The 24,777-nt window shown below is 60.7% G+C and carries 21 protein-coding genes and 4 pseudogenes; 17 read left to right on the top strand and 8 right to left on the bottom strand.

The features are described from left to right. Positions 1–115: 115 nt before the first annotated feature. Positions 116–1,219, bottom strand: coding sequence for a DNA topoisomerase IB (locus AAFG16_RS09760; protein ID WP_342738983.1), 1,104 nt, complete (start codon positions 1,217–1,219; stop codon positions 116–118). Positions 1,220–1,478: 259 nt separating this feature from the next. On the opposite strand from AAFG16_RS09760, the pseudogene AAFG16_RS09755 reads away from it, so the two are divergent. After that, a pseudogene (locus AAFG16_RS09755) lies at positions 1,479–2,299 on the top strand (ribonuclease HII). A 28-nt stretch (positions 2,300–2,327) separates the two neighbouring features. Here the strand turns inward: AAFG16_RS09755 and ligD are convergent. Continuing rightward, positions 2,328–3,275 (bottom strand): non-homologous end-joining DNA ligase, encoded by a 948-nt coding sequence (ligD, locus tag AAFG16_RS09750; RefSeq protein ID WP_342740883.1) that lies wholly within the window; start codon positions 3,273–3,275, stop codon positions 2,328–2,330. 676 nt (positions 3,276–3,951) lie between these two features. Here ligD and AAFG16_RS09745 point away from each other — a divergent pair. Continuing rightward, positions 3,952–5,079: an AI-2E family transporter gene (locus tag AAFG16_RS09745; RefSeq protein ID WP_342738982.1), complete on the top strand. Its 1,128-nt coding sequence runs from the start codon at positions 3,952–3,954 to the stop codon at positions 5,077–5,079. 41 nt (positions 5,080–5,120) lie between these two features. On the opposite strand, the pseudogene AAFG16_RS09740 reads toward AAFG16_RS09745, so the two are convergent. Next, positions 5,121–6,023 (bottom strand): annotated as a pseudogene (locus AAFG16_RS09740) (divalent metal cation transporter); the annotation flags it as partial. A gap of 199 nt (positions 6,024–6,222) precedes the next feature. Here AAFG16_RS09740 and AAFG16_RS09735 point away from each other — a divergent pair. From AAFG16_RS09735 to AAFG16_RS09715, 5 genes are all read left to right on the top strand, one after another. After that, positions 6,223–6,567 carry a DUF1236 domain-containing protein gene (locus AAFG16_RS09735; protein ID WP_342738981.1) on the top strand — a complete coding sequence of 115 codons (345 nt, stop codon included), beginning with the start codon at positions 6,223–6,225 and terminating at the stop codon, positions 6,565–6,567. 92 nt (positions 6,568–6,659) lie between these two features. After that, positions 6,660–7,082: a hypothetical protein gene (locus AAFG16_RS09730; protein ID WP_342738980.1), complete on the top strand. Its 423-nt coding sequence runs from the start codon at positions 6,660–6,662 to the stop codon at positions 7,080–7,082. 613 nt (positions 7,083–7,695) lie between these two features. Then, positions 7,696–8,025 (top strand): hypothetical protein, encoded by a 330-nt coding sequence (locus tag AAFG16_RS09725; protein WP_342738979.1) that lies wholly within the window; start codon positions 7,696–7,698, stop codon positions 8,023–8,025. A 41-nt stretch (positions 8,026–8,066) separates the two neighbouring features. After that, positions 8,067–8,243, top strand: coding sequence for a hypothetical protein (locus tag AAFG16_RS09720; protein WP_342738977.1), 177 nt, complete (start codon positions 8,067–8,069; stop codon positions 8,241–8,243). Positions 8,244–8,506: 263 nt separating this feature from the next. Next, positions 8,507–8,737 carry a hypothetical protein gene (locus AAFG16_RS09715; RefSeq protein WP_342738976.1) on the top strand — a complete coding sequence of 77 codons (231 nt, stop codon included), beginning with the start codon at positions 8,507–8,509 and terminating at the stop codon, positions 8,735–8,737. Between the two features lie 249 nt (positions 8,738–8,986). On the opposite strand, the pseudogene AAFG16_RS09710 reads toward AAFG16_RS09715, so the two are convergent. Then, positions 8,987–10,337, bottom strand: a pseudogene (locus AAFG16_RS09710) (IS701 family transposase). A 61-nt stretch (positions 10,338–10,398) separates the two neighbouring features. Beyond that, positions 10,399–11,015 (bottom strand): annotated as a pseudogene (locus tag AAFG16_RS09705) (IS5 family transposase); the annotation flags it as partial. A gap of 618 nt (positions 11,016–11,633) precedes the next feature. Here AAFG16_RS09705 and AAFG16_RS09700 point away from each other — a divergent pair. The 4 genes from AAFG16_RS09700 to AAFG16_RS09685 all read left to right on the top strand — a co-directional run bounded on the left by AAFG16_RS09700 (position 11,634) and on the right by AAFG16_RS09685 (position 14,657). Next, positions 11,634–11,891 (top strand): hypothetical protein, encoded by a 258-nt coding sequence (locus AAFG16_RS09700; RefSeq protein WP_342738975.1) that lies wholly within the window; start codon positions 11,634–11,636, stop codon positions 11,889–11,891. A 480-nt stretch (positions 11,892–12,371) separates the two neighbouring features. Beyond that, positions 12,372–12,692: a hypothetical protein gene (locus AAFG16_RS09695; protein WP_342738974.1), complete on the top strand. Its 321-nt coding sequence runs from the start codon at positions 12,372–12,374 to the stop codon at positions 12,690–12,692. 188 nt (positions 12,693–12,880) lie between these two features. Then, positions 12,881–13,102 (top strand): hypothetical protein, encoded by a 222-nt coding sequence (locus AAFG16_RS09690; RefSeq protein WP_342738973.1) that lies wholly within the window; start codon positions 12,881–12,883, stop codon positions 13,100–13,102. Between the two features lie 1,171 nt (positions 13,103–14,273). After that, a complete protein-coding gene (locus AAFG16_RS09685) occupies positions 14,274–14,657 on the top strand; it encodes a DUF1330 domain-containing protein (RefSeq protein ID WP_342738972.1) in 384 nt (127 codons plus the stop codon). Between the two features lie 632 nt (positions 14,658–15,289). Here the strand turns inward: AAFG16_RS09685 and AAFG16_RS09680 are convergent. Continuing rightward, positions 15,290–16,684, bottom strand: a complete 1,395-nt coding sequence (locus tag AAFG16_RS09680) for a carbohydrate porin (protein WP_342738971.1) — start codon at positions 16,682–16,684, stop codon at positions 15,290–15,292. A gap of 328 nt (positions 16,685–17,012) precedes the next feature. On the opposite strand from AAFG16_RS09680, the gene AAFG16_RS09675 reads away from it, so the two are divergent. The 5 genes from AAFG16_RS09675 (at position 17,013) to AAFG16_RS09655 (ending at position 20,101) form a co-directional block, all read left to right on the top strand. Next, a complete protein-coding gene (locus AAFG16_RS09675) occupies positions 17,013–17,975 on the top strand; it encodes a DUF3618 domain-containing protein (RefSeq protein ID WP_342738970.1) in 963 nt (320 codons plus the stop codon). A gap of 10 nt (positions 17,976–17,985) precedes the next feature. Next, positions 17,986–18,642 (top strand): hypothetical protein, encoded by a 657-nt coding sequence (locus AAFG16_RS09670; protein WP_342738969.1) that lies wholly within the window; start codon positions 17,986–17,988, stop codon positions 18,640–18,642. Next, a complete protein-coding gene (locus tag AAFG16_RS09665) occupies positions 18,639–19,055 on the top strand; it encodes a phage holin family protein (protein ID WP_342738968.1) in 417 nt (138 codons plus the stop codon). Before AAFG16_RS09670 ends, AAFG16_RS09665 begins: the two co-directional genes overlap by 4 nt. Next, positions 19,052–19,780 carry a hypothetical protein gene (locus AAFG16_RS09660; RefSeq protein WP_342738967.1) on the top strand — a complete coding sequence of 243 codons (729 nt, stop codon included), beginning with the start codon at positions 19,052–19,054 and terminating at the stop codon, positions 19,778–19,780. Before AAFG16_RS09665 ends, AAFG16_RS09660 begins: the two co-directional genes overlap by 4 nt. Before the next feature lie 132 nt (positions 19,781–19,912). After that, complete coding sequence (locus AAFG16_RS09655; protein ID WP_342738966.1) at positions 19,913–20,101, top strand: hypothetical protein; 189 nt, start codon at positions 19,913–19,915, stop codon at positions 20,099–20,101. 465 nt (positions 20,102–20,566) lie between these two features. Here the strand turns inward: AAFG16_RS09655 and AAFG16_RS09650 are convergent, their stop codons facing one another. Both AAFG16_RS09650 and AAFG16_RS09645 read right to left on the bottom strand, forming a co-directional pair. After that, on the bottom strand, positions 20,567–21,022 hold the full coding sequence (locus AAFG16_RS09650; RefSeq protein WP_342738965.1) for a hypothetical protein: 456 nt from the start codon (positions 21,020–21,022) through the stop codon (positions 20,567–20,569). A gap of 799 nt (positions 21,023–21,821) precedes the next feature. Beyond that, positions 21,822–23,819 (bottom strand): AI-2E family transporter, encoded by a 1,998-nt coding sequence (locus AAFG16_RS09645; protein WP_342738964.1) that lies wholly within the window; start codon positions 23,817–23,819, stop codon positions 21,822–21,824. Positions 23,820–24,148: 329 nt separating this feature from the next. Between AAFG16_RS09645 and AAFG16_RS09640 the strand changes: the two genes are divergently transcribed. Further along, the gene (locus tag AAFG16_RS09640) at positions 24,149–24,703 is read left to right on the top strand and encodes a response regulator (protein ID WP_342738963.1); all 555 of its coding nucleotides are present in this window, start codon (positions 24,149–24,151) and stop codon (positions 24,701–24,703) included. The last annotated feature ends 74 nt before the right edge of the window (positions 24,704–24,777 follow it).

Genomic DNA, 24,777 nt, shown 5'->3' with positions numbered 1-24,777 from the left:
CAAGCCCAACAACCCCGATCCGAAGGCAAGAGTTCGTTCCGCCGACGAGAGAGCGCGCAGCTAAGGCCGACCCGCAATCGGTCGCGGAGAGCGCGTCTAAACACTGATCGCGGGACTAGGCGGGGGCCTTCAGAGAATCGAGACGCTTGCGCAGAAACGCCAGAACCATGATCTCGTCCGGCGTGAGCTTGGCGTACTGTCGCTTGAACTTCTGCGCAATCTTGGCTTCGATCATCTTGACGAGGTCACCGGACATGTAGGCGCTCAAGACTTCAGGGTGCACGTAGCACTTGCGGCAGATTGCGGGCGTGTTGCCGAGCTGCTTCGAGACGCTCTCGATCGCGGCGACGACGTTGCGCTTCGCCTCGGCCTGGCTGTCGTACTTCTTGAACTCGGTCAGGGCCAACGCCGCCAGAACCGTCCCCGCCCAAGTCCGGAAATCCTTTGCGCTGAAGTCCTCGCCTGTGATGTCCTTGATGTAGGCATTGACGTCGCCGGAATCGACGGTACGCGGCTGCCCGTCGTCATCCAGGTACTTGAAGAGCTCATGTCCGGGGATTTCCGCGCAGCGCTTCACGATGGCAGCAATCCGCCTGTCCTCGACCCGAAGTTTCCACTGTTTGCCCGACTTGCCCGTGAAGTCGAACCGAAGGACGCCGCGGCCCACCGCAACGTGCTTTCGTCGCATCGTGGTGAGCCCGTAGGATTTGTTCTTCTCGGCGTACTCGGCGTTGCCGACCCGGATCAAAGTCTTCTCCAGAAGACTGACGATCGTGGCCAGAACCTTCTCGCGAGGTAGCCCTTCCAGCTTCATGTCGGCCGCGACACGGTCGCGCAGCGCGGGCAGCGCGGCAGCGAACTGCACGATGTGTTCGTACTTGTTCTGGTCGCGGAGCTCGCGCCATTTCGCGTGGTAGCGGTACTGCTTGCGGCCCCGCGCATCGAGCCCGGTCGCCTGGATGTGGCCGTTCGCCGAGGGGCAGATCCAGACGGATTCATAGGCCGGCGGGATACCGATGGACTTAATGCGTCGGATAACGGCGGCATCGGTTATGCGCTTCCCGTCCTTGTCGTAGTAGCTGAAGGTAGTCCCCGTCCGCTTGCGAGCGTAACCGGGCGCGGAGTCGCTGACATAGCGAAGGCCTTCTTCCGCAATGGTGGCTGCGACCTCGGCGGTGCGGTCCAGAACCTGTTCTTCGTTGCGAGTCTCTCGGAGCATGGGCCTGTCCCTCGGAAGCACCCGGGGATCGAGGCTCCACTCTTTTCTAAAGGAATGAAGGCAGCGGTTGGTTCCGTTCGGAGATCGGCGCGTCGTAGATGCAGATCAGTAGCCGCAGAATACCTGCCCCCAGCTAGAGCCCGGCGGTTCCTCTCGAGGGGCGCTACGCAGGCTGACGATGGCGGCAACGCCTAACTTCAGACAATCGCCACAAAGTTCACCGACATGGCTCCCCCAGTCAGTGTGTATGAAGGCCGCTATGTCCCAATATTCGCTCGATGCCTTGCGCCGGCGCTATGTCATCGAGAAAAGACCACTCGAGGCCAGCGTCGAACAGATCTTGCGGGCTGACGGCCGCGCGGGAGCACGTGCCATCCTGGCATCCATCGATAAAAGGCGCTCGAAAACAGGTCCGAAGGGCAGCGCCTCCGCAAGATGCTCCGCTTCGAGACCTCTCTCTGGGAAAGCGGCCATCATGCCGTGGCAGGCGTGGACGAGGCCGGAATGAGCCCTCTTGCCGGGCCGGTCTCCGCTGGCGCCGTCATCCTGAAGCCTGGCACGCGGATAGTCGGGATCGACGACTCGAAAAAACTCGATGCCGCGGCTCGCGAAGAACTCGCGAAGGAGATCAAGGAAAAGGCTGAGAGTTGGTGCGTGGCGTTCGTCGAGGTCGAGGAGATCGACGCGATCAATATCTATTGGGCGGGCATCCAGGCTATGCAGCGTGCGGTCCGGGGACTAGCGTCGAGGCCGCAGCATCTGCTGATCGACGCGAAGCGATTGAAGGAAATCGACCTCCCCCAGCACGCCATAATCAAGGGCGACACCAAGTTCGCCAGCATCGCTGCCGCCTCCATCCTTGCGAAAGTAGAGCGCGACACCGTCATGCGGACCCTCGACGCGCGTCACCCCGGCTACGGCTTCGCGGATCACAAGGGCTACCCGGTGCCGGCTCGCTATGAGGCGCTCGCCAGGCTTGGCGCATGCGCAGCTCACAGGCGATCGTTCGGACCAGTACGCAAGGCTCTCGGGTTGCCGCCCCTGCCGCCGTGGGCTTCTGCTTCTGAGCGCGCCGGTTGACCGGGTCGGACGTCTCTTCACGGCAGCGCTATCTTCGCGACCAACTCTTTTCGCGAACGACGTCCTTGGCCTTTTTGTCGGACCGCAGCCCGAGATAGACTGGCTGGCGCAGCTCTCCCTTGCTGGTCCACTCCGCGAACTTCACCTCTGCGACCAACGAAGGACGGACCCAGGTCGTGACCTGCTCATCCTTCACCTTGGCGGGAAAGGGCGATTTGGCCGTCTTGAGCTGCAGGAGCTTGCCGTGAAGCTCTTCGAGAACCTGGTGGCTGAAGCCGGTGCCGACGTGGCCGATGTACCGCCACCCGCCATTTTCCCGCACTGCCAGCGTGAGAGCGCCGAAGAAGGGTCGGGTTCGCCTCGGCGCCGTGAAGCCGGCGATCACGACCTCCTGCCGCTGCGCGGTCTTCACCTTCAGCCAATCGACGGTGCGGCGTCCGGACGCGTACGGGCTGTCGGCGCGCTTGGCCATGATGCCTTCGAGATGCCTTCGCTCGGCTTCTGCGAAGAATTGAGTTCCACTGCCTTTGCGGTGGTTGCTGTACGCGATCAGCTTGTGGCGCGGCAGGATGGCCTTGAGCCGCTTCTTGCGCTCCAAGAGCAGCAGCGCGCGAAGGTCTTCTCCGTCAGCGAACATGAGATCGAACGCGCAGTACAGAAGCTTGGCCTCATGGCGGAGGGCGTTCTGGAGCAATTGGAAATGGGATGCGCCGTCATTGCCGATGGCGACGAGCTCCCCGTCGATCACGGCGTCGCCTTTCACGCCTTCCAGGGCCTGTGCAACCTCTACATACGAATGGCTGATGATTTTGCCGTTGCGGCTGTACAACGCCACCTTGCCCCTGCGGATCTCGCAGACCTTCCGGAATCCGTCGTACTTGTCCTCAAATACCCAATCGGGATCGTCGAAGGGACCATCGGTGAGCGAGGCCAGCATCGGCTGCAGGCGTTTGGGCAACGTCGACTTTCGGCTCATTTCGGAGCCGATCGCGTCTCGCGAACTATCTGATCTGTTCGGCCGCCACGGAATGTCCGGATCACGCTCGTCCGAACCGAAACGAAAGCTTTCCAGAGTTTCGCGAACCAAGGGATCGTGAGCAGCTTCGGCTTCACGATGACGAAAAGCCGCTCGACCACCAGAAGGCTGAATGCGTAGCACGCAACGATCATCGCCGTCCCGGTGATCCAATGGCCCTCTCCTGCCACCGCTACCGCGACGAGCTTCATAGGCTCTACGGTAGCCGCCGGTAGAGCCAGCAAGAAGAGCGACGGGTAGGGTCTGAGTCCTTCGATCGACTTTCTTAAGCTCATGCGATGCTCCTCCGGGAAGAACGAGGGCATCCTCCCGGTTGTTCCTGGTAACGGAACATACGTCGCCTTGTCTCGTTTTAAGCGTGCAGGGCCTGAGGAGGAAAGACTGGATGCCCGCGGCGAACGAACGCGACGGCGAAGTCAAGGACGAAGTATCTCGCTTGGAGAACGAGGTGGCCGCCTGGCGCAGCAGACGGATCCAGAGACGAGGGACCACGACAGGCAAAGTTCATGTGGTCCGTATTTCCAAGCGTGTGGTCCCGCAGTTCGGTCCGTCAGCGGACCAAACGTCAGCTACCGCAAGACGGTAGCGGCGCAGCCGGGAAAGGCCGGAAGGTCTCATGACCGCCACAGCCAACGGGAAACCGAAGAGACTTCATTCGGCAGCCTCGCCGGCCGAACAAAAGCCGCTCCCTCTCGGAGCGGGGGCGCGCATGAAGGCCAGAATTGTCCTGGCGCTGATGCTGGTCGTGCTCGGATTGTGGACTGCCGCAAGCTTCCTGCCTGCTCTCATCTGGGCCGCCATCATGGCAATCACCCTGTGGCCTCTTTATCTGGCATTCGCCACACGCGTCACGGGTGGACCGTCCGGGTCGGCAGCGTTCGTCTTTACCGTCCTCGTCGCGCTGATCCTGGTGACGCCGATTGCAGTTGCAGTATATGAGGTTGCGCAACAAGGTAATTTGCTCGCCGATTGGCTGAAGAGGGCACGCGAGAGCGGCATCGGGGTGCCCGACTGGATCGCCCGCTTGCCGATCGCCGCCGAGAGCATGGAGCTATGGTGGCGGGCCAATCTTTCCGATCCCAAGGCAGTCACTGAATGGCTGAAGTCGGTCAATGCGGACAACGTATCCGAGCTCTTTCGAACGTTGGGCGGTCAGCTTATGCATCGGCTGTTCCTCTTGTTTTTCTCGTTGCTGGCCTTGTTCGCTCTGCTTCGCAGCGGCCGCTCGGTTGCGAGCCGCTTCCTCGAGACTTGCGACAGGCTCTTCGGAGATGCGGGAGAAGGTCTGGTCGAAAAGATGATTGATGCGACCCGCGCGATCGTGAACGGTACAGTGCTGGTAGCCCTTGGCGAAGGATTGCTGATAGGAATCGGTTATTTCGTCGCTGGGGTGCCCAACGCCCTGATCTTCGTTATCCTTACGACGGCGTTTGCGATGATCCCGTTCGGCGCCTGGTTGGCCTTCACCGTCGCAGCCATCGCCACAATATCGCAGGGCGGAAGCGGCATCGCTGCGGCGGCGGTCTTCTTGTGGGGCTCGCTCGTCATGTTTGCCGGCGACCATTTCATCTGGCCGACGCTGGGGAGCGGCTCAGCGAGGCTCCCATTCCTGCTCGCGTTCGTTGGAATTTTCGGCGGCTTGTCCGCATTCGGCCTTATGGGCCTCTTTGTGGGCCCAGTCATCATGGCTGCGCTAATGGCGATGTGGCGCGAGTGGATTTTCCGGCCAGTTCCTGAGGCATGACGAAGCCGCTATCGCGGAAACGGGCGTCGCCAAGTTCAATTGAAGATCAACTCGGCCATCGCCCCCGCGACAGGCCTCAAGGCTTCCGCGGCCTGTGCGGACGATTCGATGTCGGTCTTGCCGGATGCGTGCAACGTTGCTGCCGTCGTCATGATGATCGCGACAGCGATGACGTTCGACACTGCCATGCCCACAAGGGTGTCGATCCGGATCCGCTTGACCTCCTCGGCGTCCTTCTCGGGCTCGCGCTTGAGCGGCTTCTTGTCAGGATCGATCCGCTGCTCCTCGGCTTCCTGAGAAGATTGCCAGATGAACAGATAGGGTGAGATCGTCGTCCCTAGGATGGCGACCAAGGTTGTCAGGAACGGCCCATCCCATTGGAGCTTGGGAATGAGCAATCCTCTCAGTGCCTCGCCCCACGGCACCTTTGCGAGAAAAAGCGCGATCACGTAGGCGAAGAGCACCAACGTCAGCCATTTCAAGATGGAGACGTATCGCTCATACTTGAAGAAGATCTGCGCGAGCACCGAAACGGCGCCGAAGACCACGACGTAAAGCGTGCCCGGTCCGCCGATCAGAAGCTTGAGAGCATCGCCCATCGCTCCGAGGTCGGCGGCGACGTTGATCGTGTTGGCGACGAAGAGCAGCACGATCATGGACCATATAACGGGTGCCGGGAAATTCCGGCAGACGTTTCCTGCGATGCCGTGGCCTGTGACCCGACCGATGCGTCCCGAGATTTCTTGGATTGCGGCCATCAGCGGATAGGTGATCAGCATCGTCCAACCGACGCCGAATCCGAGCTGGGCGCCCGCCTGACTGTAGGTGCCGATGCCAGAAGGATCGTCGTCGGAAGCGCCGGTAATCAGGCCAGGACCAAGGCGCTGCAAAAAGCTGTCCTGATCTTCATTCTCAATCGGCTTCTTGCGCGCGCCCTCCTTCATCGCCACGTCCGACCCTCCGCTTGTTTTAGCCACGGAACTGTCAACGCTCCGACCGCCCCAAGGGTCCGCACGGTCGCGCGCGCAGTCGATTTCAATCGCAGCGCGCTTGGGAAAAACAGGCAATTTCCTGTCGCGAATCCGGAACCTTGCCATCATTCGCGGGTTCTCGCATGCCGCATCCTGCGGCCAGGAGATTTTCATGAAGAAGCTGATGCTGACGTGCGCGGCTGCTGCGCTGATCTCGACCGGCGCGATGGCGCAGTCCACGGTCGTCACCACCACCGGCGCGGGCCACGCCGCTGCCGTGCAGATCGAGCCGGAATCCCGCACGAAGATCCGCACCTACGTCACCGAACATAAGGTGCGCCCCGTGCAGACCCGCGAGAAGATCGTGGTCGGGCAGCCCGTGCCTCGCGAAATCGAGCTCGAGTCCGTGCCCGCCGATTGGGGGCCGTCGCTCACCAAGTACCGTTACGTCTACTCCGGCGATCGCGTGATGCTGGTCGGTCCTTCGACGCGCACGGTCGTCCAGGAGATCGACTGAATCCTTCCGGGCGGGTCGCTGAAACAAAAGCGGCCCGCCTGCGTCCGCTCCGGCCCACCGATTCCTGATTCCTTCCTTGCGAGCGGCCGTCCATGCCGATCATCAGATACTTCGTCTTCGTCGGCGCGCTGCTGCTGGCGCTGCTCTTCGCTGCGGACCGATACCTGCCGCCCCCTGTCGAGCGCGCGGGCCCCTCCGATCCGGACAGGACCATTATCCGAATTACGTCGACGAGAAGCCTTCCGGAGAAGATCGTGTTCGACACGCGTCCTCGCACCGATGCGCCGACGATCGCGCAGGCCGATCCGCTCCCTGTAGTACCGCAGCAAAAGGTGGGCGAAGCCATGGCCCCAGTGCCTGCCGCACCTGCCATTGAGGTGAAGAAAGAGCCACCTGTGCGCGCGGCCGCAGCGGTTCGCCCGCATCCGAAGCGCTCGGCAAAACTACAGAAAGGAGCGCCCGACCGGCGTCTTGCCTTCGAGCGGCCCGACCCATTTGCCGGCGGATGGTGGTGACGGAATGCTGGCGCGTGATGTCGAAAAAAGGCCGCGCCTCCATAGCGCGGCCCCGTTGCATGCGGATCGACTTCGCTCACAGTGCCGGTAGTGCCGATGCCAGTGGCCGAACGATCGGATAAGTGCCGCCGTAATAAGCGTCGGCTGGGCGGATGACGGGGATAGCGATAACCGCAGGAGACGGGCAGGTTGTGGTGTAGCCGCCGCCCCCGCGATACGGGAGGCGCGGACAGAGAGCGCTGCGTCTGCCGTGGGGCCTCCGGCTTCAGCGCCGGCGGCGTCCCCTGCTCTGGCCGCCAGGTGGTCCGGCCCAGCGCCGCCGCGCGTCACCCGAGAGGGCCCGCGCAAAAGCGTGCTGCGCACGCTTTCCGGCTGAGACGGATAACCCAGTTCGTACCTGGCTTTTCTCGGGCGACTGACAGCCGAGAAGAGCCGGCCTGCATCAAGAAGAAGCTCGAGCCTGATCGACGGAGAACATCCTGCTGGTCATCAAGGTTGATGAAGTTCGCGAGTATGCTTGCGGAGACACGGCCCCCGGCCTCGCGGGGGCTTGGAGTGCTCCGCCAGCTCGGCGGACAGCGAAAGTCCCAAACTTGTCCGCCGACCTTTGCTCATGAACCTGCCCCCGGGCACGTGCGGCGGGCTTCCCGATTTTACTAAAGGTCTAGTTTCATTCCCGGAACCGAAACCGGCCATCTCCGTTTTGGAGTCGTTTGAAATGATTTCTTGGGAAGGCACCATGGCGCAGCATCGTCGTAGGGTCATACAGACCCGCTCCCTCGAAGAACGAATGGCAGAACAGGCGGCAAAGCTGAAAGAGCAGGCCAGCCAGTTACCCGCTGGGGCCGAGCGTGAGGCGCTACTGAAGCGAGCCAGGATTGCGCAGACCGGCGCGCATCTGAGTGACTGGCTTCGTTCACCCGGCCTACGGCCGCCCGAATGAATCTCCCCTAATCAATGCTGGCTGCCCTAAAGGGGTGGGATGTGAAGCTGCTCGGCGAGTATCTCGAACACGCCCTCCAGTTTGAACGGATGGCGGCCGAAGAATCGGACCCCAAGCTGAGAGCGGCGATGGAGAGCCAAGCGAAGGCTTACCGGAAGATGGCCGCGAAGCGTGCCAAGATGCTCGGCTTACCGGAGCCTAGCCCTCCCGAGCAGTAGACTCAGATTGGACTAGGGAACAATTGTCCACTTTGGTACTTATTGAGTCGCCTTTGGCAGGGTGATTCCCGTGAATTTTTTCAGTGGCGACAAATTTTCTGGACCGAAGACGCGGGAAGAGCAGCGCTGCAAATGCGGCGCGCAGCCCCGACTGGCTCATACGATGATGGACCCAGTGCGCGGCCTGACTGTGCGCATGTTCGAGTGCCGGTGTGGCGAGCGCTCTTGGACTGAGGACAAAGAGTAAGATCAGCATTACTGGTATGCCGCGCTATTTCTTCCACGTGACCCACAAAGGCTACGAACCTGACCTTGAAGGCGAGGAGTTGCCGGACAAGCACGCCGCTTGGCATGAGGCCACAGTGACGGCTGGCAAGATACTCCAAGGCCTCGACGGGAAGCTAACCCCGGACCACGGATGGCGGATGGAAGTCACGGACGAATTTCAAAACACGCTCTACGTCTTGCACATCAAAGCCGAAAAGCCAAAGTAAGACGGCCTCAGTTGTCGGTCTCTCACGGCGTCCATCGCGCTCGATGACCCATGATCGCAAAGCGCGAGTCGCCTCGCTCGAAGTGGGGCCAGAACATAGGCGCCGCGACTACCGCAACCCTGACGAACTTATCCAGACTCCAGGTCGGACAGCCGCATCTGGTCCGTGCAATGATCGGGATCGAACGCAACGTGATGACCGCATTTAGACTAGCACTACTTTGGCAGAATGTGGTTGCGCCACTGTTTTTCAAGGATTTGTTTTCTGCAGTATGGACACCGCTGCGACGGCGGTCGAAGGATGAGATCGACGATGGCGTGACGTACGGCGGGCATGGTTGGCTGAGGCGGAGGCCCGTTGATTCTTTTTTTTCCGCCCCGCGTATGCGAGGCGACGATGTTGCAGGAAGGCGTAGGCAATCATTGTCATCAGGGCATGGCGATGAAGACCTTGCCATGATCGCCCTTCGAAGTGATCAAGTCCAAGCTCCTCCTTCAACTGCTGATGCGCCTGCTCACAAATCCATCGTGCCTTGATGGTGGCGGCCAGTGTGCGCAGATCCGTCGCCGCAGGGAGGTTGGCGAGATAGTATTTCCTCTCCCCGGAGGCACGTTGCTCGCCAATGAGCCAAGCTTCGTCGCCCGGGAGATGCTGCTGACCTTTATCCCATATCCGCTGCGGAGGGCCGTCGGCGGTGCGGACACGGAGAGCAGCAAATCGCGCTTTCAGGCGACCTTTCGTCCCGCTGCGCCAACTCACGGTTTTCCATTTGGCGCTGGCCAGCATTTGTTCCGCCGCAATCGACAAGATATCTGGTACGTGGTGCTTTCGTGGCTTCCCGCGGACTTTGGTAATCGGCCAAATGAGCTGTACATCAACCGGATACACCTTGAGATGCCGAGGGATGCCAACGGCCCAGGCCAGGCCGCGGTCTGTTAGCCCTTGTCGAAACGGTGCGCTGAGCCCGTATCCTGCATCCGCCAGCACGCATCCAAAGCGCACGTTGGCTGCCATCGCTCGGTCAACCTCGGCCAAAGCAATTTCCGGCTTGGATCGTGCCGTTCGGTGTTCGATCGGCACGCGAGCACGCTTCAAACGAGACACACTGCCTGTCCAACTCTCGGGCAGAAAGAGACGCAATGCGACCATCACGGGCACTTCGCCGCGCGCAAGTGTCAGCGACACCAGCGTTTGGCAATTTGCCGTTTTGCCAAGAGAGGACGCATATTGAGCCGCGACACCAACCGAGCGTTCGCCCTTCTTCGGCATTGCCGTGTCGTCAATAACCAGCACCGCATCCTTGCCGCCGACAAGCCGGTCCGCCTGGTTGAGCAGTTCGGATTCCAACGGTGTCGCGTCCCAGACGCCATCGGCGATGAAATGGTGCAGCTGATCGTAGTTGCCGGTTGCAAGGCGTTCTGCCATCGGCTGAACGCTTTTGCGATCGCCAGGGCCGATCAATCCCGCAACGTACAGGGGGCACATCCGCTGCCGGGTCTTATGACCTAATCGGTCCAGGAACGGCTTCAGCCAGCGTTCGAGTTCGTCTTCCCATTCCGCCATTGGTCAGCCCTCCAAGAGCCGACCACCCATGAATCATTGAAAAATCGATTCGGGAATCCTAAAAAACGCGGCAAAAGCGATAATCTGCCAAAGTAGTGCTAGGGCGCGGACTCATAACGCGCGGCCAACCATAGGCGGATGGATGCGAGTTGGACGAAGGCAAGGTAGTTTCCCGCGAGCCTGTCGTAGCGCGTCGCGACGCGACAGCATTGCTTGATCCTGTTGAAGAACCGTTCGACGCGGTTGCGAGCGCGATAGAGGTAGGGGCTAAAGCAGATCGGATCGCTGCGGTTGCTTTTCGGCGGGAATGGCCCACGCACCTTTCTTCATGGCAAGCTCTCTGATCCAGTCGGCGTCATAGCCGCGATCGGCAAGCAGCATTGATCCGGCTTTGAGACGAGACAGCAGTTTTCCCGCAAGCCGAAGGTCGTGCGCCTCGCCGGGGCTCAACGCAGGCCGGACCGGCAGACCATTGCCATCGACTACTGCATGGATCTTGCTCGTCAAGCCACCGCGTGATCTGGTGCTGATTCCTTCGAATGCAGGCAGCCTGCTGATGCACACGGACAATCGAAGTGTCGATCATCTGGACAGCGGCATCATGGGCAGTCGCAAGCGCATCTATGATGCCGCCCTAGACGCCAGCCCGCCGCCAAAGGACGAAGCGGTTGTAGCACGTAGTGTACGGACCGAAGTTCTCCGGCAGGTCGCGCCACGCCCAGTAAGTTGCTTCGCGGTCAGTGTCGGTTGGGGCTACCTAGAAAGTCCGGTGCTTACCATAAGCGCTCGAACTGGAAGCGAGCCCGCATCACAACTCCTTTGTCGTCGCGGACTTCAATGGCGAAGTTGCGGGCCAATCCGGAATTGGACCTGCCTGAATGAATTCCCGCGCCAGATCTGCCAGCGCGGGCCGCCTCTTGAGCAGCCTCGATGCTGGGAAGTTCAAGTCCCTCCTCATCCACGGCAACGTCAGCGGGTAACGAGCGATCGAGAGATCGAAACAGTAAACCGTCATGGCAGTTCGTTAGTTGGAGTCTTTGCCCGGAGAGGCTGACGCCGACGCAGCAGATGAATGTTGATCTACATCGACCTCGCTTGCAGTCGATCTTCGCGATAGCGAGACGCTAGGTGTCTCGCGTGTGAACCCGGCACATAGCCAGCCAATAAGCCAAAAGATCAGATAAGCCATGACCGCAAGTGCGCCTGTAACGAGGAGGCCAGTGCCAAGCGAGGTTGGCCCTAAACTAGTAATTTGACTGCCTCCTGCGTGGCAACTTTATAGAGCGCAGCATGTTGGCCCGCAACCGCGGAAGACCCGAATAAGGAGTACACCTTGACCAACCTATACCCCATCCTGAAAGGCAAGGCCGCTCAGTTAGCCCGGACCCTCATCGACGACAGGTCCGAAGACCTGCTCGCGCTGATCATGAAAGACAGCGACGATCCCTGGCAGGCCCCGTTCCTGATGCATCTGCCGGAGCACATGCCATCGGAAGCTCACCGCCAAATTCTGCTCAATGGCATGGCTCGCGAAGATGCTGGGGTTGATGGCTGGATGGCCTATATGGTCCGGGAGGCCGAGAAGGATTGAGGATGTAGTGACCCTTTCCCTGCGCGATCGATCCAGACGACTACAGCGTCCGCGAGGACGGCCAGCCGATCGGCCGCATCCGCTTCGCCCACGAGCACAGCCCAGGCATTTGGCTCTGGATCGTCACCGTGACCATTCAAGGCTCGCCCTTTGGGGACGCCCAGTCGAGTGAGGAGGCTAAGGAACGCTTCAAGGCCGCATGGCTGACCTTCAAGGCGAAAGCCGAGCCCGAAGATTTGGCGGCGACGTTCGAGGCCACGGATCACGCTAACCGGCCGGTTCGACCGAGGGGTAGGAACATCTGGCAACGCTCATGTTTGTTTCAGACCGGGACGCAACACCGGTCGGAGCCCCGGAACGGGCGTGGCTCTTGAATGCTGGCCCCCCATTGGCCGGGGTCCGTTCGTTCCTTACAAATCGCTCGCGCGGACCCGCGCAATGTTCAATAAGGTCCATGATTTCGTCAGGGGCCTTCAGAGCATGACCAACCACGTCGAGAAGCGGCCCTACGCCAGCCCGGAGACCGCCGCGCGCAAGCTGATCGAGCTGGCTGCGATCATCGAGCCGGTCCAGGACGGGCGCATCCATATCGAGAAGATCAACGCGCCATTCCTCTTCACCCTGAAGGCAAGCGGGCCGGAGTTCGGAGCCGGCATCAACAACGCCGTCGAGAAGGGCTGGCTGGAAATCCACGAGAGCGGAACTTATGTTCGGTTGCTAACACAAGCCGAAGATCTGCAGTGCGTCCTTCAATCCTTACCCATATCCGGCAGCAAGGCCGCGAAAGCTCAGAGTCTTTGACTGCTGCTCGGCTCATTTCCATGCGTGCACTGTGTACCAAAGTGCACTTAACCGCCATCACCTAGGATAACAAAAAGCCCCTTCAGATCGGGAACCCGCCACACGCCGAGCGGCGACCGGCCGGAACGCACAAGTGGCGGCACAGTTGATCAGAAAGAGCACAACGGCTCCCCCTAGGGAGGGGCCAGATGATGGACAACAACAGCTCGATCTTCGATGAGCTGAGGCAAGTCGAGCGTGACGTGGTCGAGGGAGAGCGACGCCTCGCAGAACAGGAACGGCTGATCGTTGAGCTGAAGCGTGACGGGCAAGACACCGAGCGCGCCGAACAGGAACTGGAGCGGCTGCGCAAAGAACAGCGCCTTCGCAATCAGGATCGGCAACGTCTTCTATCGAGGCTTCAGCCCTGACCGTTGCGATGTCGCGGCACGCTTGCTGACGCAAGGCAAAAACCTGCTTACGACCTGGCTTTGCTGCTCGCTCGGCTCGTTGCTTTCCTCAGAGGCGATCCCGTTGAGTACTGCAAATTGGCTGACGAGGCCCGCAAAGCTGTGCGAAATATTTTTGAGCACCCCTGCCATCCTTTGGGAGACGCCCGGCTGGTTAGCCCGATCCTTATATTGCTGAGATAGCTTACGGCATTCATCTGCAGACGACATGGCTATTCCCCTTGAAATGGCTGGACGGAGGAGACCGCCAACAACTGCGGCGGCGGAGCCAGATGAGGCCTGCACAGCGGTTGCACCGGTAGACGTAAGCCAAGATGCCGGTGCGGGGGTCGGGTAGCTGCAGGTATGGAATGGGCAGCCCGTCGCATTTCGGACATGGGCCGGGGCTTCAGGGGGCGGCTTGGGTTGCTTTATCAACACGAACTCCCGCGGTCGGGCGGGAGCGTGAAGAGCTCTCAGTCACCGATCGTTGCCTAGGGCCGTGCGGTGATGGCAGCAAGCCTATCAGATCACTCCGTACATACGAAGAGAAACCTTAGGCTGAGCTGCTTACTGCCAGCGCATGCGTTGGTTAGCGTACGCTGGCGGCCCCGGCTCGTGGGCTTGGGACAGTACCGATTGAGGCGGTCTGATGTGCCATGCGCGTGCTGAGGCAGCTCGGAACGATACGGACACACGCGGTTTACCTAGTGTTCGAATTAGACAGCGCCAACCCTTCCAAGTCGGCGGTCCGCAGTTGAGCGGAGCTCGGCCCTCGTGCATGCCCCCCGCCGCTTTTGGTAGACCGGAAGCAACCACCCGACATTCCAAATGGCCACTCGTGACCCGAAGGCGACCTCGATCACGAAAGCAGAAGCGCAGGTCTAGCAAGGGACTTATTTGGGGCCGCTTGTGGCCCATCTGCGAAGTTACGCCGCGCCTGACGGAGGTCCGCTCATGGCGGCATAGCGGACCAGATTTGCTCGACCTGAGTTCTTCGCATTTTGACCGGAAGCGGACGAACCTCTTTCATGTGCATTCGACGCCGGGTGCCGACTGATTTCGAAGCCGGTGTCCTAGATTGCTCACTGCACGGTCCTAAAAAGCAGTACTATTGGCTGCCGCATCATCGGCAAGCAACTGGGAGGAAGTCATGAAAATTCAGCACTCGATGACATTACTCGCAGGCATCGCAATCGGCGCCATCGTTGTTCAGGGCCTCCACGCTCAAGGGGCCAAGCTGAAAGCGTACGTCATCAGCGAAAATGAAATCCTCGATGCTTCGGCCCAGGCCGCTTACCTGCCTACGGCCCGCAAGCTGATAGCAGACGCTCATGGTCGCGCTTTGCGTACCGCGGCCGGAAGGGTTGTTCAGATAGAGGGGGGCGCACCCCCCAAGAGTGCAGCACTCACCGAATGGGACAGCGTAGATGACGCGGTGGCATTCTACAAATCGAAAGCCTGGGCGGACCTTGCTCCACAGCGTGACAAGGCAGTCAAGGTCGTGCGCAGGTATGCCGTTGAAGTCGAGAAATAGCCGCCAGACCGCGCGCCACAATAATTGACCAGAAGGCCGCCAAGGCCGGCGGCCTTCCTTCCAACGTCGACAGCGCGGCTCGCTCGGAACGGCCTAACATACGGCCGCTTCACTCAACGTCGGCCCCTGAATGTCGCCTCATGGCCCGAATGCGACGTGGACAGCGCCGGGCGCTGAGGTCGGCTCATGTTGGCGCAGGGGACTTGCTCGGCCAGAGTTCTTTGCACTTTGACCCAACCGCGATTGAAGGAGCGCCTTATGGATCCCGAGCTTGTGAAAGGTGTCGCCGATAAGGCGTGCTCTTCTCGCGCGACGACTTCACCTATGACCATGCTGGGGACATCTATCGTTGCCCTGGTGGCAAAGTTCTTACCACGACCGGAACGTTGGTGAATGATGGTGCCACCATGCTTTACCTCGCCAGTAAGCGCGATTGTGATCGATGCCGGATAACCACGCTGGCGCATCGCTTTCGCGATCGGCCATCAATCTCAGCGGATTTCGAGGCGTCTGGAGCACGATCAATGGGCGTTCAGAAGCTCGCCGTTCTTGTGTGCCCATAAGCGGTCGTTTAGGAGGAAGCAAGATGAGCTCTTCACCTTGCGCATCCAGTTCACGCAACCTGAAGCTCCCTAGAATTTCAACGTCGTGCGCAGGCCAAAGACTGCTGCGTTCTTCAGCGCTCGGCCCGGCATCGGGCCCGTCGGGTCCGTCGCTCCGCCGCCCGGCCGGATGATGTATTGGAAATTGGGCTGGAGCGTCCAGCCGTCCCTCACCTGATACTGATACACTGCCGTCAAGAGTCCTTCGAAGCTGCGCACCGGCCATGCCGGACCGGCGAGTGCGCGATAGTCAAAGTCGAGCGCCTGGGCTCGCTTCGAGACGTGCGCGTAGCCGGCCGCGATCCCAAACTTGTCGTCCGGCCGTTTGTCGCTGAGACCGATGAATTCGAGCCCCGCGTCGGCGTAGAGATCGATCAGATTGCGATCGGCGGGAGCACCGGAAACTCGAGCGAATACACCGATCCCACGATCATCGCTCTTTGGTACCCGATAAAGCTGCTGCTCGAAGACTGCCCAGCCGCCGATGTCGCCAGCCAACATGAGCGGGGTGCCGCTGCTTGTCGGCTTGGCAAGCGAAACGCCGTTGCTTGGAAGTTGAAGATCCGAGAACGCCCCGAAGTGACGCCATCCGCCGAACTTGATCTGGCCGGTCAGGTTGGGATCGCCTTTCTTGTTGTTCCAGGCGTACTGGATTTGGCCGAGCAGCAGAGGCGGATCGTTGACCCGAAAGTTGACGCCATATCGGTTGCGCTCTTGCGGATCGCCGGGCCCAGGACCGGCCTGGTTGCCGTCGAAGATGCCGCCAAGGACGGAGAGCTGATCGGTGATGTTGACCAGTAGCCGGGCGCCCATCGCGGCCAACGGCGGCGACGGACCGCCGCTCGGCAGGTCGAGCGACGTGATCGCTGGCCATCCCATCGAGGCGTTGGTGAAGACGTCGGTGTATTTCGTGTTGAAGAACTCGCTGTCGGCGGCAAGCTGCCCAAACTTCAAAGAGACCTTTTTGTTGCCCCACTGCTTTTCGAAGTAGGCCTCATAGAGGCGAGTCGAGGGCAAGGCTTCGATGCCGCTAACGACGAAAAAATTATCGAGATAGTTGCGCGATAGTCCATCTCCGTGGATCTGGAATATGTTGGCATGGAAGGTGAGCTTGTCGATCCCGACGAGCTTCTGCAGGTCGACATCGACCGCGAGGTTTAACCGGCCTTCGTAGATCGCTCCCTGCTTCAGTCCGCCGGAGACATTCCCCAGCGTCTCACCGATGTAGGTAGCGGCGAATTTTATCCCGTACTTTTGGAACGGGTTCGGCAGAAGTCCGAGGGTCTTCTCCTCGACGGTGCTCTCGCCGGTGTCGGGATCGGCGGGCTTGTCGTCGTCAGTCTTCTTGTCCTCCTGCGCGAGTGCGTGGGAACCTCCGAGAAGGCCCGCCAGAAGGATCGCCAGCGCCAGGCATCTAACGGACATGGTCAATCGAGCCGCATACCAAGATTCTCAGTGGGGTCGGAGTATTGACGCTCCAACATTAAACTCAAGGGGGCACCCGCGCCTTGTCCTCCTTCGAAAAAGTTGCCGCTGCGGCGTGGGATCCTCTGACCAGCAGATATCGAACGAGCGCGGCCTTTGAGATCGGCCCGCAGTCGGTTCTGCGGCAGCCGGCCGGGAGGACATATACGGGCTAGTGGGCGCGGCGGCGCGAGGCGATGCGGCCGAAGGCACTCCAAGGGCGCCTAGGAACCATCCAATAAAGGGGGAGTTCGTCCTCCAAGCACAATCAAGAAGACAAGAGGATGAGATGACGCGATCGGTGGAGGAGCTACGACGGGAGTCCGAGCGTAACCGGGCGGAATTGGCGGCCTCGGTCGAACGTCTCAAGCAGGGGATATCGGACACGACGCAGGATCTGCGTCACATGGTCTCGCCTCAACACGTTAAATCGGAAATGTCGGGCTACGTGAGCGACAAAGCCCAGGGCTGGGTCGAGGGGCTCAAACAGCAGGCCATGGATAACCCGATGCGCGCGGTTGCCGCTGGTACCGTAGTAGCCGTGCCGCTGCTGCGACTGGCGAGAGGGGTGCCCCTGCCGCTTCTCATGATTGCTGCAGGCCTCGCTCTTACCTCCAAGACGGTGCGCGACCGGGCTGCTGGAGCGGTATCGCCCGTGATGGATGGTGTCGGTCGGGTCATCGACCAAACTGCCGACACACTTCAGGAAGCGAGCAGTGGGGTGCAGGCGAAACTCTCCGAGTCCCAAGGACGAGGCGCCGGTGCGGTCAACGAGGCGATGGATTCGGCCAAGACAGCGGCAGACCACCTCAAGGCCCGACCAACGGAGGCCGCAGGGACGATCGGTGACAAGATCACGGACGGGATGGACGCCATCAAGGATTCGGCCTCCGCCGCTCCAGAACAGGCGCGTCAGATCATCGGTGATAACGCCGCGCTCATCGGAGGACTGGGTATCGCCATCGGGGCAATCATCGCGGCGGCCCTTCCGGAAACGAAGCTCGAAGACCGGACGGCAGGGCCGGCGAGCGAGAGCCTGAAGCGCGCTGCAGGCGAGGCAGCTCAATCGGGTTTCGAGGCAGCCAAGGATGCCACGTTGTCTGCGGCCGATGCCGCGACAAGAAGCGTTAGTGAAGCTGACCTTGGGCGACACGCGAGCCGGATGACGCGGAATCTGGCTGACAACCTCAAGGAAGCAGCCACCGAGGTTGTTGACGCAGCATTCAGCCCTTCCCCGAAATCGAGCACCTGAGAGACACAACATGAGCGATTCAGATGTGGTCAAGCCGACCAACTTCAACAAAGGCAAGAGCAGCTCCTCCACCGGTCTGAAGGACCAGATTGGCGATGCAGGGGCCGAGATGAAGCAGCGCGCCGGGGACGCCCTGCAGGCATCGGCGGACATGGCTCGGGACAAGTTCGGCGAAGCCGCCGATGCCGCCAAGAATGTCGCGAGCGGCACTGTCGATCAGATTCAGGAACGGGCACGGGAGCAGCAACAGACCGGTGCCGATTTCATCGAGCGGTTGGCGGGTAACTTCCGCCAGGCTGCCGGCGCATTCGAAGCTGACGTGCCATTTGCGGCACGCGGCATAAAGTCAGCTGCCGACTACGTTGAAGAAGCGGCCGCGAAGGTTCGCGACGGCAGCTTCCGCGACCTCGTCGACGGGGCGAGTGATTTTGCGAAGCGGCAACCCGCGGCATTTCTCGGCCTATCTGTTTTGGCTGGGTTCGCCGCTGTGCGCTTCCTGAAGGCTTCAGGCGGCTCCGCCACGTCGCAGCGGGCCAGTACGCAAACCGGTGCGGAACCTGGTCCGTCCGGGGCTCGGACGGCTTACGCAAGCGAGGGCGTCGGTGGGCAGACGTTCATGGGATCCACAGCTCAGCGACCGAACCCGGGGGGCGGCAGCGCATCATGAGCATCCAGCACGATATCGAAACCGGGAAAAGCGATCTTCACAACATCTCGGGCCTTGTTGGCGACGCAATGGCTCAGGTCGCGAAGCTTTTTCAGAATGAGGTCGACCTGGCAAAGGCTGAACTTGGCGAGAAGGTTCAAAAGCTCGGTGGAGCATTAGGACTTCTGGCCGTCGGCGCGGCTCTTGTTATCCCCGCCATCGTGATGGCGCTGTTCACGTTGTCATCCGCGTTGATCAGTGCCGGATGGTCGCCGACATTAGCCTACCTGACCTCGGCGATCGTCGCCGCTGCCATATCCGGCGCTTTGTTTGCCGTGGGTATCAAGCGATTGAACGCGCGTAGCCTCACGCCGCAGGAGACCATTCGGCAGTTTGAAAAGGACAAAGACACTGTGAAGGGAATGGTGCGATGAGCGCGCAAACCGGTTTTTTTGACAGTTTACTCGCTGCGGCCAAAGAGAACCCGCTTTCCGCCGCACTAATCGGGGGCGGAGCACTCTGGCTGCTTGTCGGCGGCGACAAATTGAAGGGCGCTGCGCAATCCGCCGCCAACGTCGCATCTGGTGTAGTAGATAGCGGTACCAGCAATTTGCGGGCTGCAGCCTCGGGATTGCAGCGGAGCGCGGCGCCGCCGACCGCACCCGATATGGATAACGAAGTGGGCGGCGTGGCCGGGGATTCACGCGATGCCGCGCAAACGGCAACCGACTCGATGTCTGAAGCAGTAGACCGGGTCCGCGACCGGTTTGACGAGGGAGTCGCTTACGCCCGCGAACAGTTTGCCAAGATGGGCAATCCTCTGCCAGCAGGGGATACCTTGACGAAAGCGCAGTCTTCGCTCGGCGACCTGATGGAGCGCCAACCGCTGGTCATCGGCGCCATCGGTTTGGCGGTCGGCGCTGCACTCGCAGGCGCGTTTAGAACGACCCAGATCGAAGACGACTACATCGGCGCGGTCAGCGACGAAGTGAAGGACGATCTGAGCAGGCGCGGGACCGCTGTATCGAAAACGCTGCGCGAAGCTGCTGATACGATTGCAGCTGAAGCGAGTGACATCGGAGCCGAAGCGGTCGATCGCATGAAGCAGGCGGGAATTGATGCCGCTCACGCCGCCAAGGATAGGGCCAGGCAGTTGTGAGGGACGGGGCGGTGCGGCCTCCCTCTCACGCGCTACTGCTCGTTGAACGTGAGCCGCGGAATGCCATCGATGACCGCAAGCTGGGATGGCCAGGAAGTTTCCTGGGAATATCTTTAGAGGAAGGAGCCGCAAATGGGTGAGGAACGAAAATCATCAAAAGCGGGGGAACGGGCCGCTGATGGCTTGCGCGAAGCAACTTCCAAGGAAGAAGCGAAAAACGAGAGCAAGATGGGGCACGATCTAGCTAAGGGCGCTGATCGTTTCGAAGAACGCTCTAAAAGCTCGGATGGAAAAACCGCAGAAGAGAAACAAAAAGGCTAAATCCAAGCAGCGACCCCTCGTCACGACCTCCTGACAAGAGGCCTCCACAATGACTGGAGGCCTTTACCCGCGAAGTGGCCCAGCACCCCGCATTTGATTGGAGGGCAGGGCGTACGGAGGCCGGTCAACTCGATGATTGCTGTCAATCGGCGTTCAACGCCGATCCCCCGGCTTAGGGGCGCATTGCCTCACCCAGAATGTTACTGGACAACTTCTCGCCGATGACTCAAAGCGCTTACTGAGGAATTAGATTTCGCCCCCGTTCAGGTGGATGGACTTTGGTCATGCCCAGCGCAGCGAGGCTTTCGATCGCGCGCAGACTGGTGGTGCTGCGTGCCCGCTGCCAACTCGCAGCGTTGCAGGAGGGCCTCTTGAGGAGCCGAGCGCAACGGCACCCGGAGACGCGAAAGGCGCCGGAACATTCAAGTGCCGCCGAACAAGGCCGCGGTGTCGGAGGTCGCAAAGTCAGCGAGGGCCACGTAGCATCCGCCACATGCTGGCGGCCCCAAACAATACCATCCGAAGCGCGACAACAATCAAGGTGATCTGCAGCCAGATGAATCCGCCGATCTCTCGAAAGACGAATTCAATTCGAGGTCCCCAAGGCGGGGGAATGTTGTCGCCAAGGTTTTCGATGCCACGCTGTATCAGGCGCTGGATGCCGGTCAACAGTTCAGGCTTTTCGTAGAACGCGGCGACGATGAGCCCCCACGCCAGAAGGACCGTCAAGGCGCGAAATGAATGTACCCTCAAATGATGCCGGATGCCGGTGTAACGATCGTTGCGTGTTGGGGGCAGCATGGTTTCGACCTTGCCGGGGCCGGAAGCGCCCCTCCAAGCGGCCGGACTGAAGCTCACGAGACGCTTATCAAGAGTGTGCCGGCGAAGGAAGACATCCCGGCGTACGATCACGCCGACCACTTGTCCTCTTCGCGTCTCGCCTCGTCCTCATTGAGGCGCTCGGCCAAGTCCTTCGCGACAGTCGCGTCATCCGCTTCTGCAAGGGGCCACCATCCTGCTTCTTGACCTTCTGGCCTTCCGTGTGGACGGGAAAATCATCGGGTTTGAGAGGTTTCTTGACTCCTGACATGGCTCTAATTCCTCATTGCGGCTTGCTTAGCCATCTTTGGTTTCGGGCCGGCGTTCGCCAGCTGATCAGGTAGTCTCTCGACCAGAGCATGGGAGGGAACCCATATCCGGTCTCGGCGAGGCTCAGGTCAGTCCCTCGGCGGGCAAGGATCCGCCACCGGACAGTTGAGCTCCAAAATGTAACTTTGTTAGCGGCTTGTGACGGCAGCAACGTCGAGCGGCGCGGCACGTTCCTATGGCTAGGCGCCAACTCTCGCGCGCCAGGGTGGGCCTCCGATTTTCCCGTGCGATTCGACGAACCCTTCAAGGGAGATCATGCGCGCGGTCAAGGAGAGCAAACGCCAGGAGGTCTCGCTTCCTCCGTGACGCGATGAGGACGTGCAGATTTGCCGCGGGATCCGCAGCGCCATAGAGGGAGCTGCTTTGTAGTGCGATCGGCCTGCGGGACCATAGGCGGTCAGGCGGCCCTGGCCAGAAGCGTCACCCACCCCACTTGCCACACGATCCGTTCCCGCGGGTGGGCGCGCATTAGGACTGGTAATTTCCTTGTTTGAATCCCACGATGCCTGCGCCGAGCCACCCGACGAAAAGCAACTGAATTGCAGCAGGCAAAGTAACAATCCTCAGAGCTCTACCCCAACCCGCGAGGAGTTCGGGCCGCCACGGTAGTTTCCTCCGCCTCTGATGAGATGCGAACCTGCTCCTCAGGCCTCGCGGCCTTGATGCAAAGTTCCGCCGCCTCCGAAAAACTGGTGCAGAACAGATCTGCCTTGGCACTTTCTCGAAGCGCGTTCAGGCGAACATCGTTTTGGTCAAGGGACCAGCAGCCGACCAGGATCACCGCATGGGGCAATTTCCGCCGGACCCGCCGGACCGCATAGCGGACGTGAGCAACGCTCGTCATGTCGAGGTATGACAGACAGACCAGGACAACGCCCTCGGTCCGCAGGCGAAATACGTTCGCTGTCGCAAGTGCGTCCGGTCCTTCGGTACGCGCGGCGAGCCCATGCACGGTGAAGAGATGTGCCGACATGAACGCGGCCGCTTCATCCAGAAGGGTGCGCCCTCCAATGCAGAGTACCGGTTGCTCCCCCTGCCAAGCCGGATGCAAGTCGCTCTTCAGCAGCGCGGGAAGATCAGAGCGCTTTGGCTCGGCGCCAGCCTTCTCAATCGCATCGACGGCTTCCGCATCTTCGGTCGAAGGACGCTCCATCGGCACGCTGTCCGGCTGCTCGGAGAGATCATCGACAAGTTCAAACGCGGTATCGCGAATTTTCAGCAATCGAGCCTGATCCAATGCCTCGCGATCGAGATCGGCTTGGGCGAGCAGCAAGCCCTTGCGCGCGACGTCATCATAATAGGACGAGAGCGATCGCTCCTTCAAAAACTCCTCCGCCATCTCGGCGGCCTCCGTTGGATCGCCCGCCAGCATACGCTGGTAGAACACTTCTTCCGGTGACAGCGCCGGGCGGTCGCCGAACATCACATCGAGGAAGGCCAGGCGCTCGACGTGACGCCCTAGCACGACGAGGCAAATGGTCAGGGGCGTCGCAAGGACCAGGCCGATCGGTCCCCAGAGAGCGGTCCAGAACGTCGCCGAGACGACGACGGCCACCGGCGACAGACCGGTGCTGCGACCGTAGACCATCGGTTCGACGACCTGGCCAACGACCGGCTCCGCGACGAAGAACAGCGCCGCTGTCCACATCAGCATTGACCACCCTGGGTCGACCGCAACCGCAAGAGCCAGCGGAAACGCTGCTGCTATGATCGAGCCGATATAGGGGACGAACCGCAACACGGTCGCCAGGATGCCCCAGAGGACCGCGCTGGGAATACCGATCAGCCACAAGCCAGTTCCGACAAGAACTCCAAAAGCGGTGTTGATTAAGAGTTGGTTCAGAAACAGCCGGCTGAGCCTCGCCGCCGCGTCGTCGAGAGCCGCGGTCGTTCTTTGAAGATCGTGCGACCCGGCCAAGCGTATCAGTCGATTTCTGAGGTCCTCCCGCTGCAGCAAAATAAAGATCACGAAAATCACGATGATCCCGGTCGTCGCGAGCGGCGAGATCAACGGTGCAATCAGGGATCTCAAGCTTTCCAGAGCGCTCGGATCCGGCTGGCGCACTTCAACGGGGACGGGAGTGATCGATTTCGAGTTCGCACCGGCAGATAGACTCGGCGCTTCTGCCGTCGCCCCGGTCTTGGGCCGGTCCAGTTCTTTGCTGAGGTCTTGCAGCATGCCGGCCGCTCGCTCCAGCGTCGAACTACCGCCGGCGACACCTCGCACCGACTGGATTTTCTTCTCCATGGTCGCTTGATAGCGAGGCAGGTCGCCCGCGAGCCGGTTGATTTGGGTGGCAATCAGGCTGCCCAGTCCGAAAATGATGGCGAACGCAAAAAGCACCACCCCCACCACCGCTATAGCGCGGGGCACGTGCACGCGTTGCAGAGAGTTCACGGGAGGCGCCAGCACGAAGCTCAGCAGGATCGCAAGCGCCACGGGCACGAAGACCTCTCGTCCCATGTACAGAACGGTCACGATGATCGCGGCAAGTACTGCGAGCGCAACAGCGGCGACCAGTGAGGCGACCTCTTCCGGCGATTGCATCCTCATCGACTTGGGGATCATGTGCGCACCTTTGGGACCGCGACTAGGTTGGGAAGCGCCGTCCAAACCTAGCACAAAAAAGCAAGCCCCGGCCGGAGCCGGGCTTTTCGCCTTAGGGCTTCTGACCGCCCTGCTGCTGGTCGCCTTGCTTGTTCTGCCCCGGATCCTGATTCTGCTGGCCGGGCTTCTGGCTCGGGTTCTGGCCCTGCTGACCGCCGCCCTGATTACCCTGCTACTGACCGGGTTGCTGCTGCTTGTTGGGGTTCTGCTCGTCTGCCATAGAAGGCTCCTATGCTAGGTGTGCGATTCCAAGCAAACGTCAGATGACCGGTTCCTATCTCTGACGGCGGTTGATCAAACGCGCAGGAGAGAACTCCGTCAGACCGGATGCTGCGGCGACGGCGCAAAGTTTTTCGGCCGAGGTGCGGCAGCGCCTCGGTAATGAAGGCGGCCGCAAGGCGTCCCGGCACCAACAACCAACGACATCTCAGGAACCGTACTCAGGTTCGGCGGTTCGACCAGAAGATCACAATATTTTTGTGGAGGAATGGGTGCGAATTCTTGTCGTCGAAGACGATCCGCTCGTCCGTGAGTTCGTGGTCGAGGCACCGCGCGACGAAGGCTTCGAAGTGATCCACGCCTCCAACGGCGAGCAGGCCTTGCATTGGTGGAAGGCTGCTGACGTCCTGATCGCCGACGTCAAGCTTCCGGGCACGGTTGACGGCTGGCAAATCGCGGAGCTCTGCCGCGAGCGCGATCCCGACCTCCCAGTGATTTATGCGACTGGATTCTCGCCCGTCACTCCGCGACCGGTCCCCGGCAGCCGAATTCTTCAGAAGCCGTATCATCCGGACGAGATCGTCCAGGCCGTGCGAGAACTGGGACGCGGACGACAATCCGCTTAGGGCTGTTCGGATTTGAGTGTGGAGTTCCAGAACAAGTACGCCTTGGCCGCCTCGTCAGGCTGAGATTGATGTCT

The organism is Bradyrhizobium sp. B117 (assembly GCF_038969555.1).
In the GTDB taxonomy this organism is placed as follows: Bacteria; Pseudomonadota; Alphaproteobacteria; order Rhizobiales; family Xanthobacteraceae; genus Bradyrhizobium.
Note: the sequence above shows the minus strand (reverse complement) of the source record. Positions and strands in the feature narration are given on the sequence as shown.

What these genes read in the sequence shown, in the direction of transcription:
- AAFG16_RS09645 (WP_342738964.1), bottom strand. Translation starts at nt 23,819, where the DNA reads ATGATCCCCAAGTCGATGAGGATGCAATCGCCGGAAGAGGTCGCCTCA.
- AAFG16_RS09725 (WP_342738979.1), top strand. Translation starts at nt 7,696, where the DNA reads ATGAACCTGCCCCCGGGCACGTGCGGCGGGCTTCCCGATTTTACTAAA.
- AAFG16_RS09670 (WP_342738969.1), top strand. Translation starts at nt 17,986, where the DNA reads ATGAGCGATTCAGATGTGGTCAAGCCGACCAACTTCAACAAAGGCAAG.
- AAFG16_RS09745 (WP_342738982.1), top strand. Translation starts at nt 3,952, where the DNA reads ATGACCGCCACAGCCAACGGGAAACCGAAGAGACTTCATTCGGCAGCC.
- AAFG16_RS09675 (WP_342738970.1), top strand. Translation starts at nt 17,013, where the DNA reads ATGACGCGATCGGTGGAGGAGCTACGACGGGAGTCCGAGCGTAACCGG.
- AAFG16_RS09695 (WP_342738974.1), top strand. Translation starts at nt 12,372, where the DNA reads ATGACCAACCACGTCGAGAAGCGGCCCTACGCCAGCCCGGAGACCGCC.
- AAFG16_RS09665 (WP_342738968.1), top strand. Translation starts at nt 18,639, where the DNA reads ATGAGCATCCAGCACGATATCGAAACCGGGAAAAGCGATCTTCACAAC.
- AAFG16_RS09690 (WP_342738973.1), top strand. Translation starts at nt 12,881, where the DNA reads ATGATGGACAACAACAGCTCGATCTTCGATGAGCTGAGGCAAGTCGAG.
- ligD (WP_342740883.1), bottom strand. Translation starts at nt 3,275, where the DNA reads ATGAGCCGAAAGTCGACGTTGCCCAAACGCCTGCAGCCGATGCTGGCC.
- AAFG16_RS09735 (WP_342738981.1), top strand. Translation starts at nt 6,223, where the DNA reads ATGAAGAAGCTGATGCTGACGTGCGCGGCTGCTGCGCTGATCTCGACC.
- AAFG16_RS09660 (WP_342738967.1), top strand. Translation starts at nt 19,052, where the DNA reads ATGAGCGCGCAAACCGGTTTTTTTGACAGTTTACTCGCTGCGGCCAAA.
- AAFG16_RS09655 (WP_342738966.1), top strand. Translation starts at nt 19,913, where the DNA reads ATGGGTGAGGAACGAAAATCATCAAAAGCGGGGGAACGGGCCGCTGAT.
- AAFG16_RS09685 (WP_342738972.1), top strand. Translation starts at nt 14,274, where the DNA reads ATGAAAATTCAGCACTCGATGACATTACTCGCAGGCATCGCAATCGGC.
- AAFG16_RS09680 (WP_342738971.1), bottom strand. Translation starts at nt 16,684, where the DNA reads ATGTCCGTTAGATGCCTGGCGCTGGCGATCCTTCTGGCGGGCCTTCTC.
- AAFG16_RS09760 (WP_342738983.1), bottom strand. Translation starts at nt 1,219, where the DNA reads ATGCTCCGAGAGACTCGCAACGAAGAACAGGTTCTGGACCGCACCGCC.
- AAFG16_RS09730 (WP_342738980.1), top strand. Translation starts at nt 6,660, where the DNA reads ATGCCGATCATCAGATACTTCGTCTTCGTCGGCGCGCTGCTGCTGGCG.
- AAFG16_RS09715 (WP_342738976.1), top strand. Translation starts at nt 8,507, where the DNA reads ATGCCGCGCTATTTCTTCCACGTGACCCACAAAGGCTACGAACCTGAC.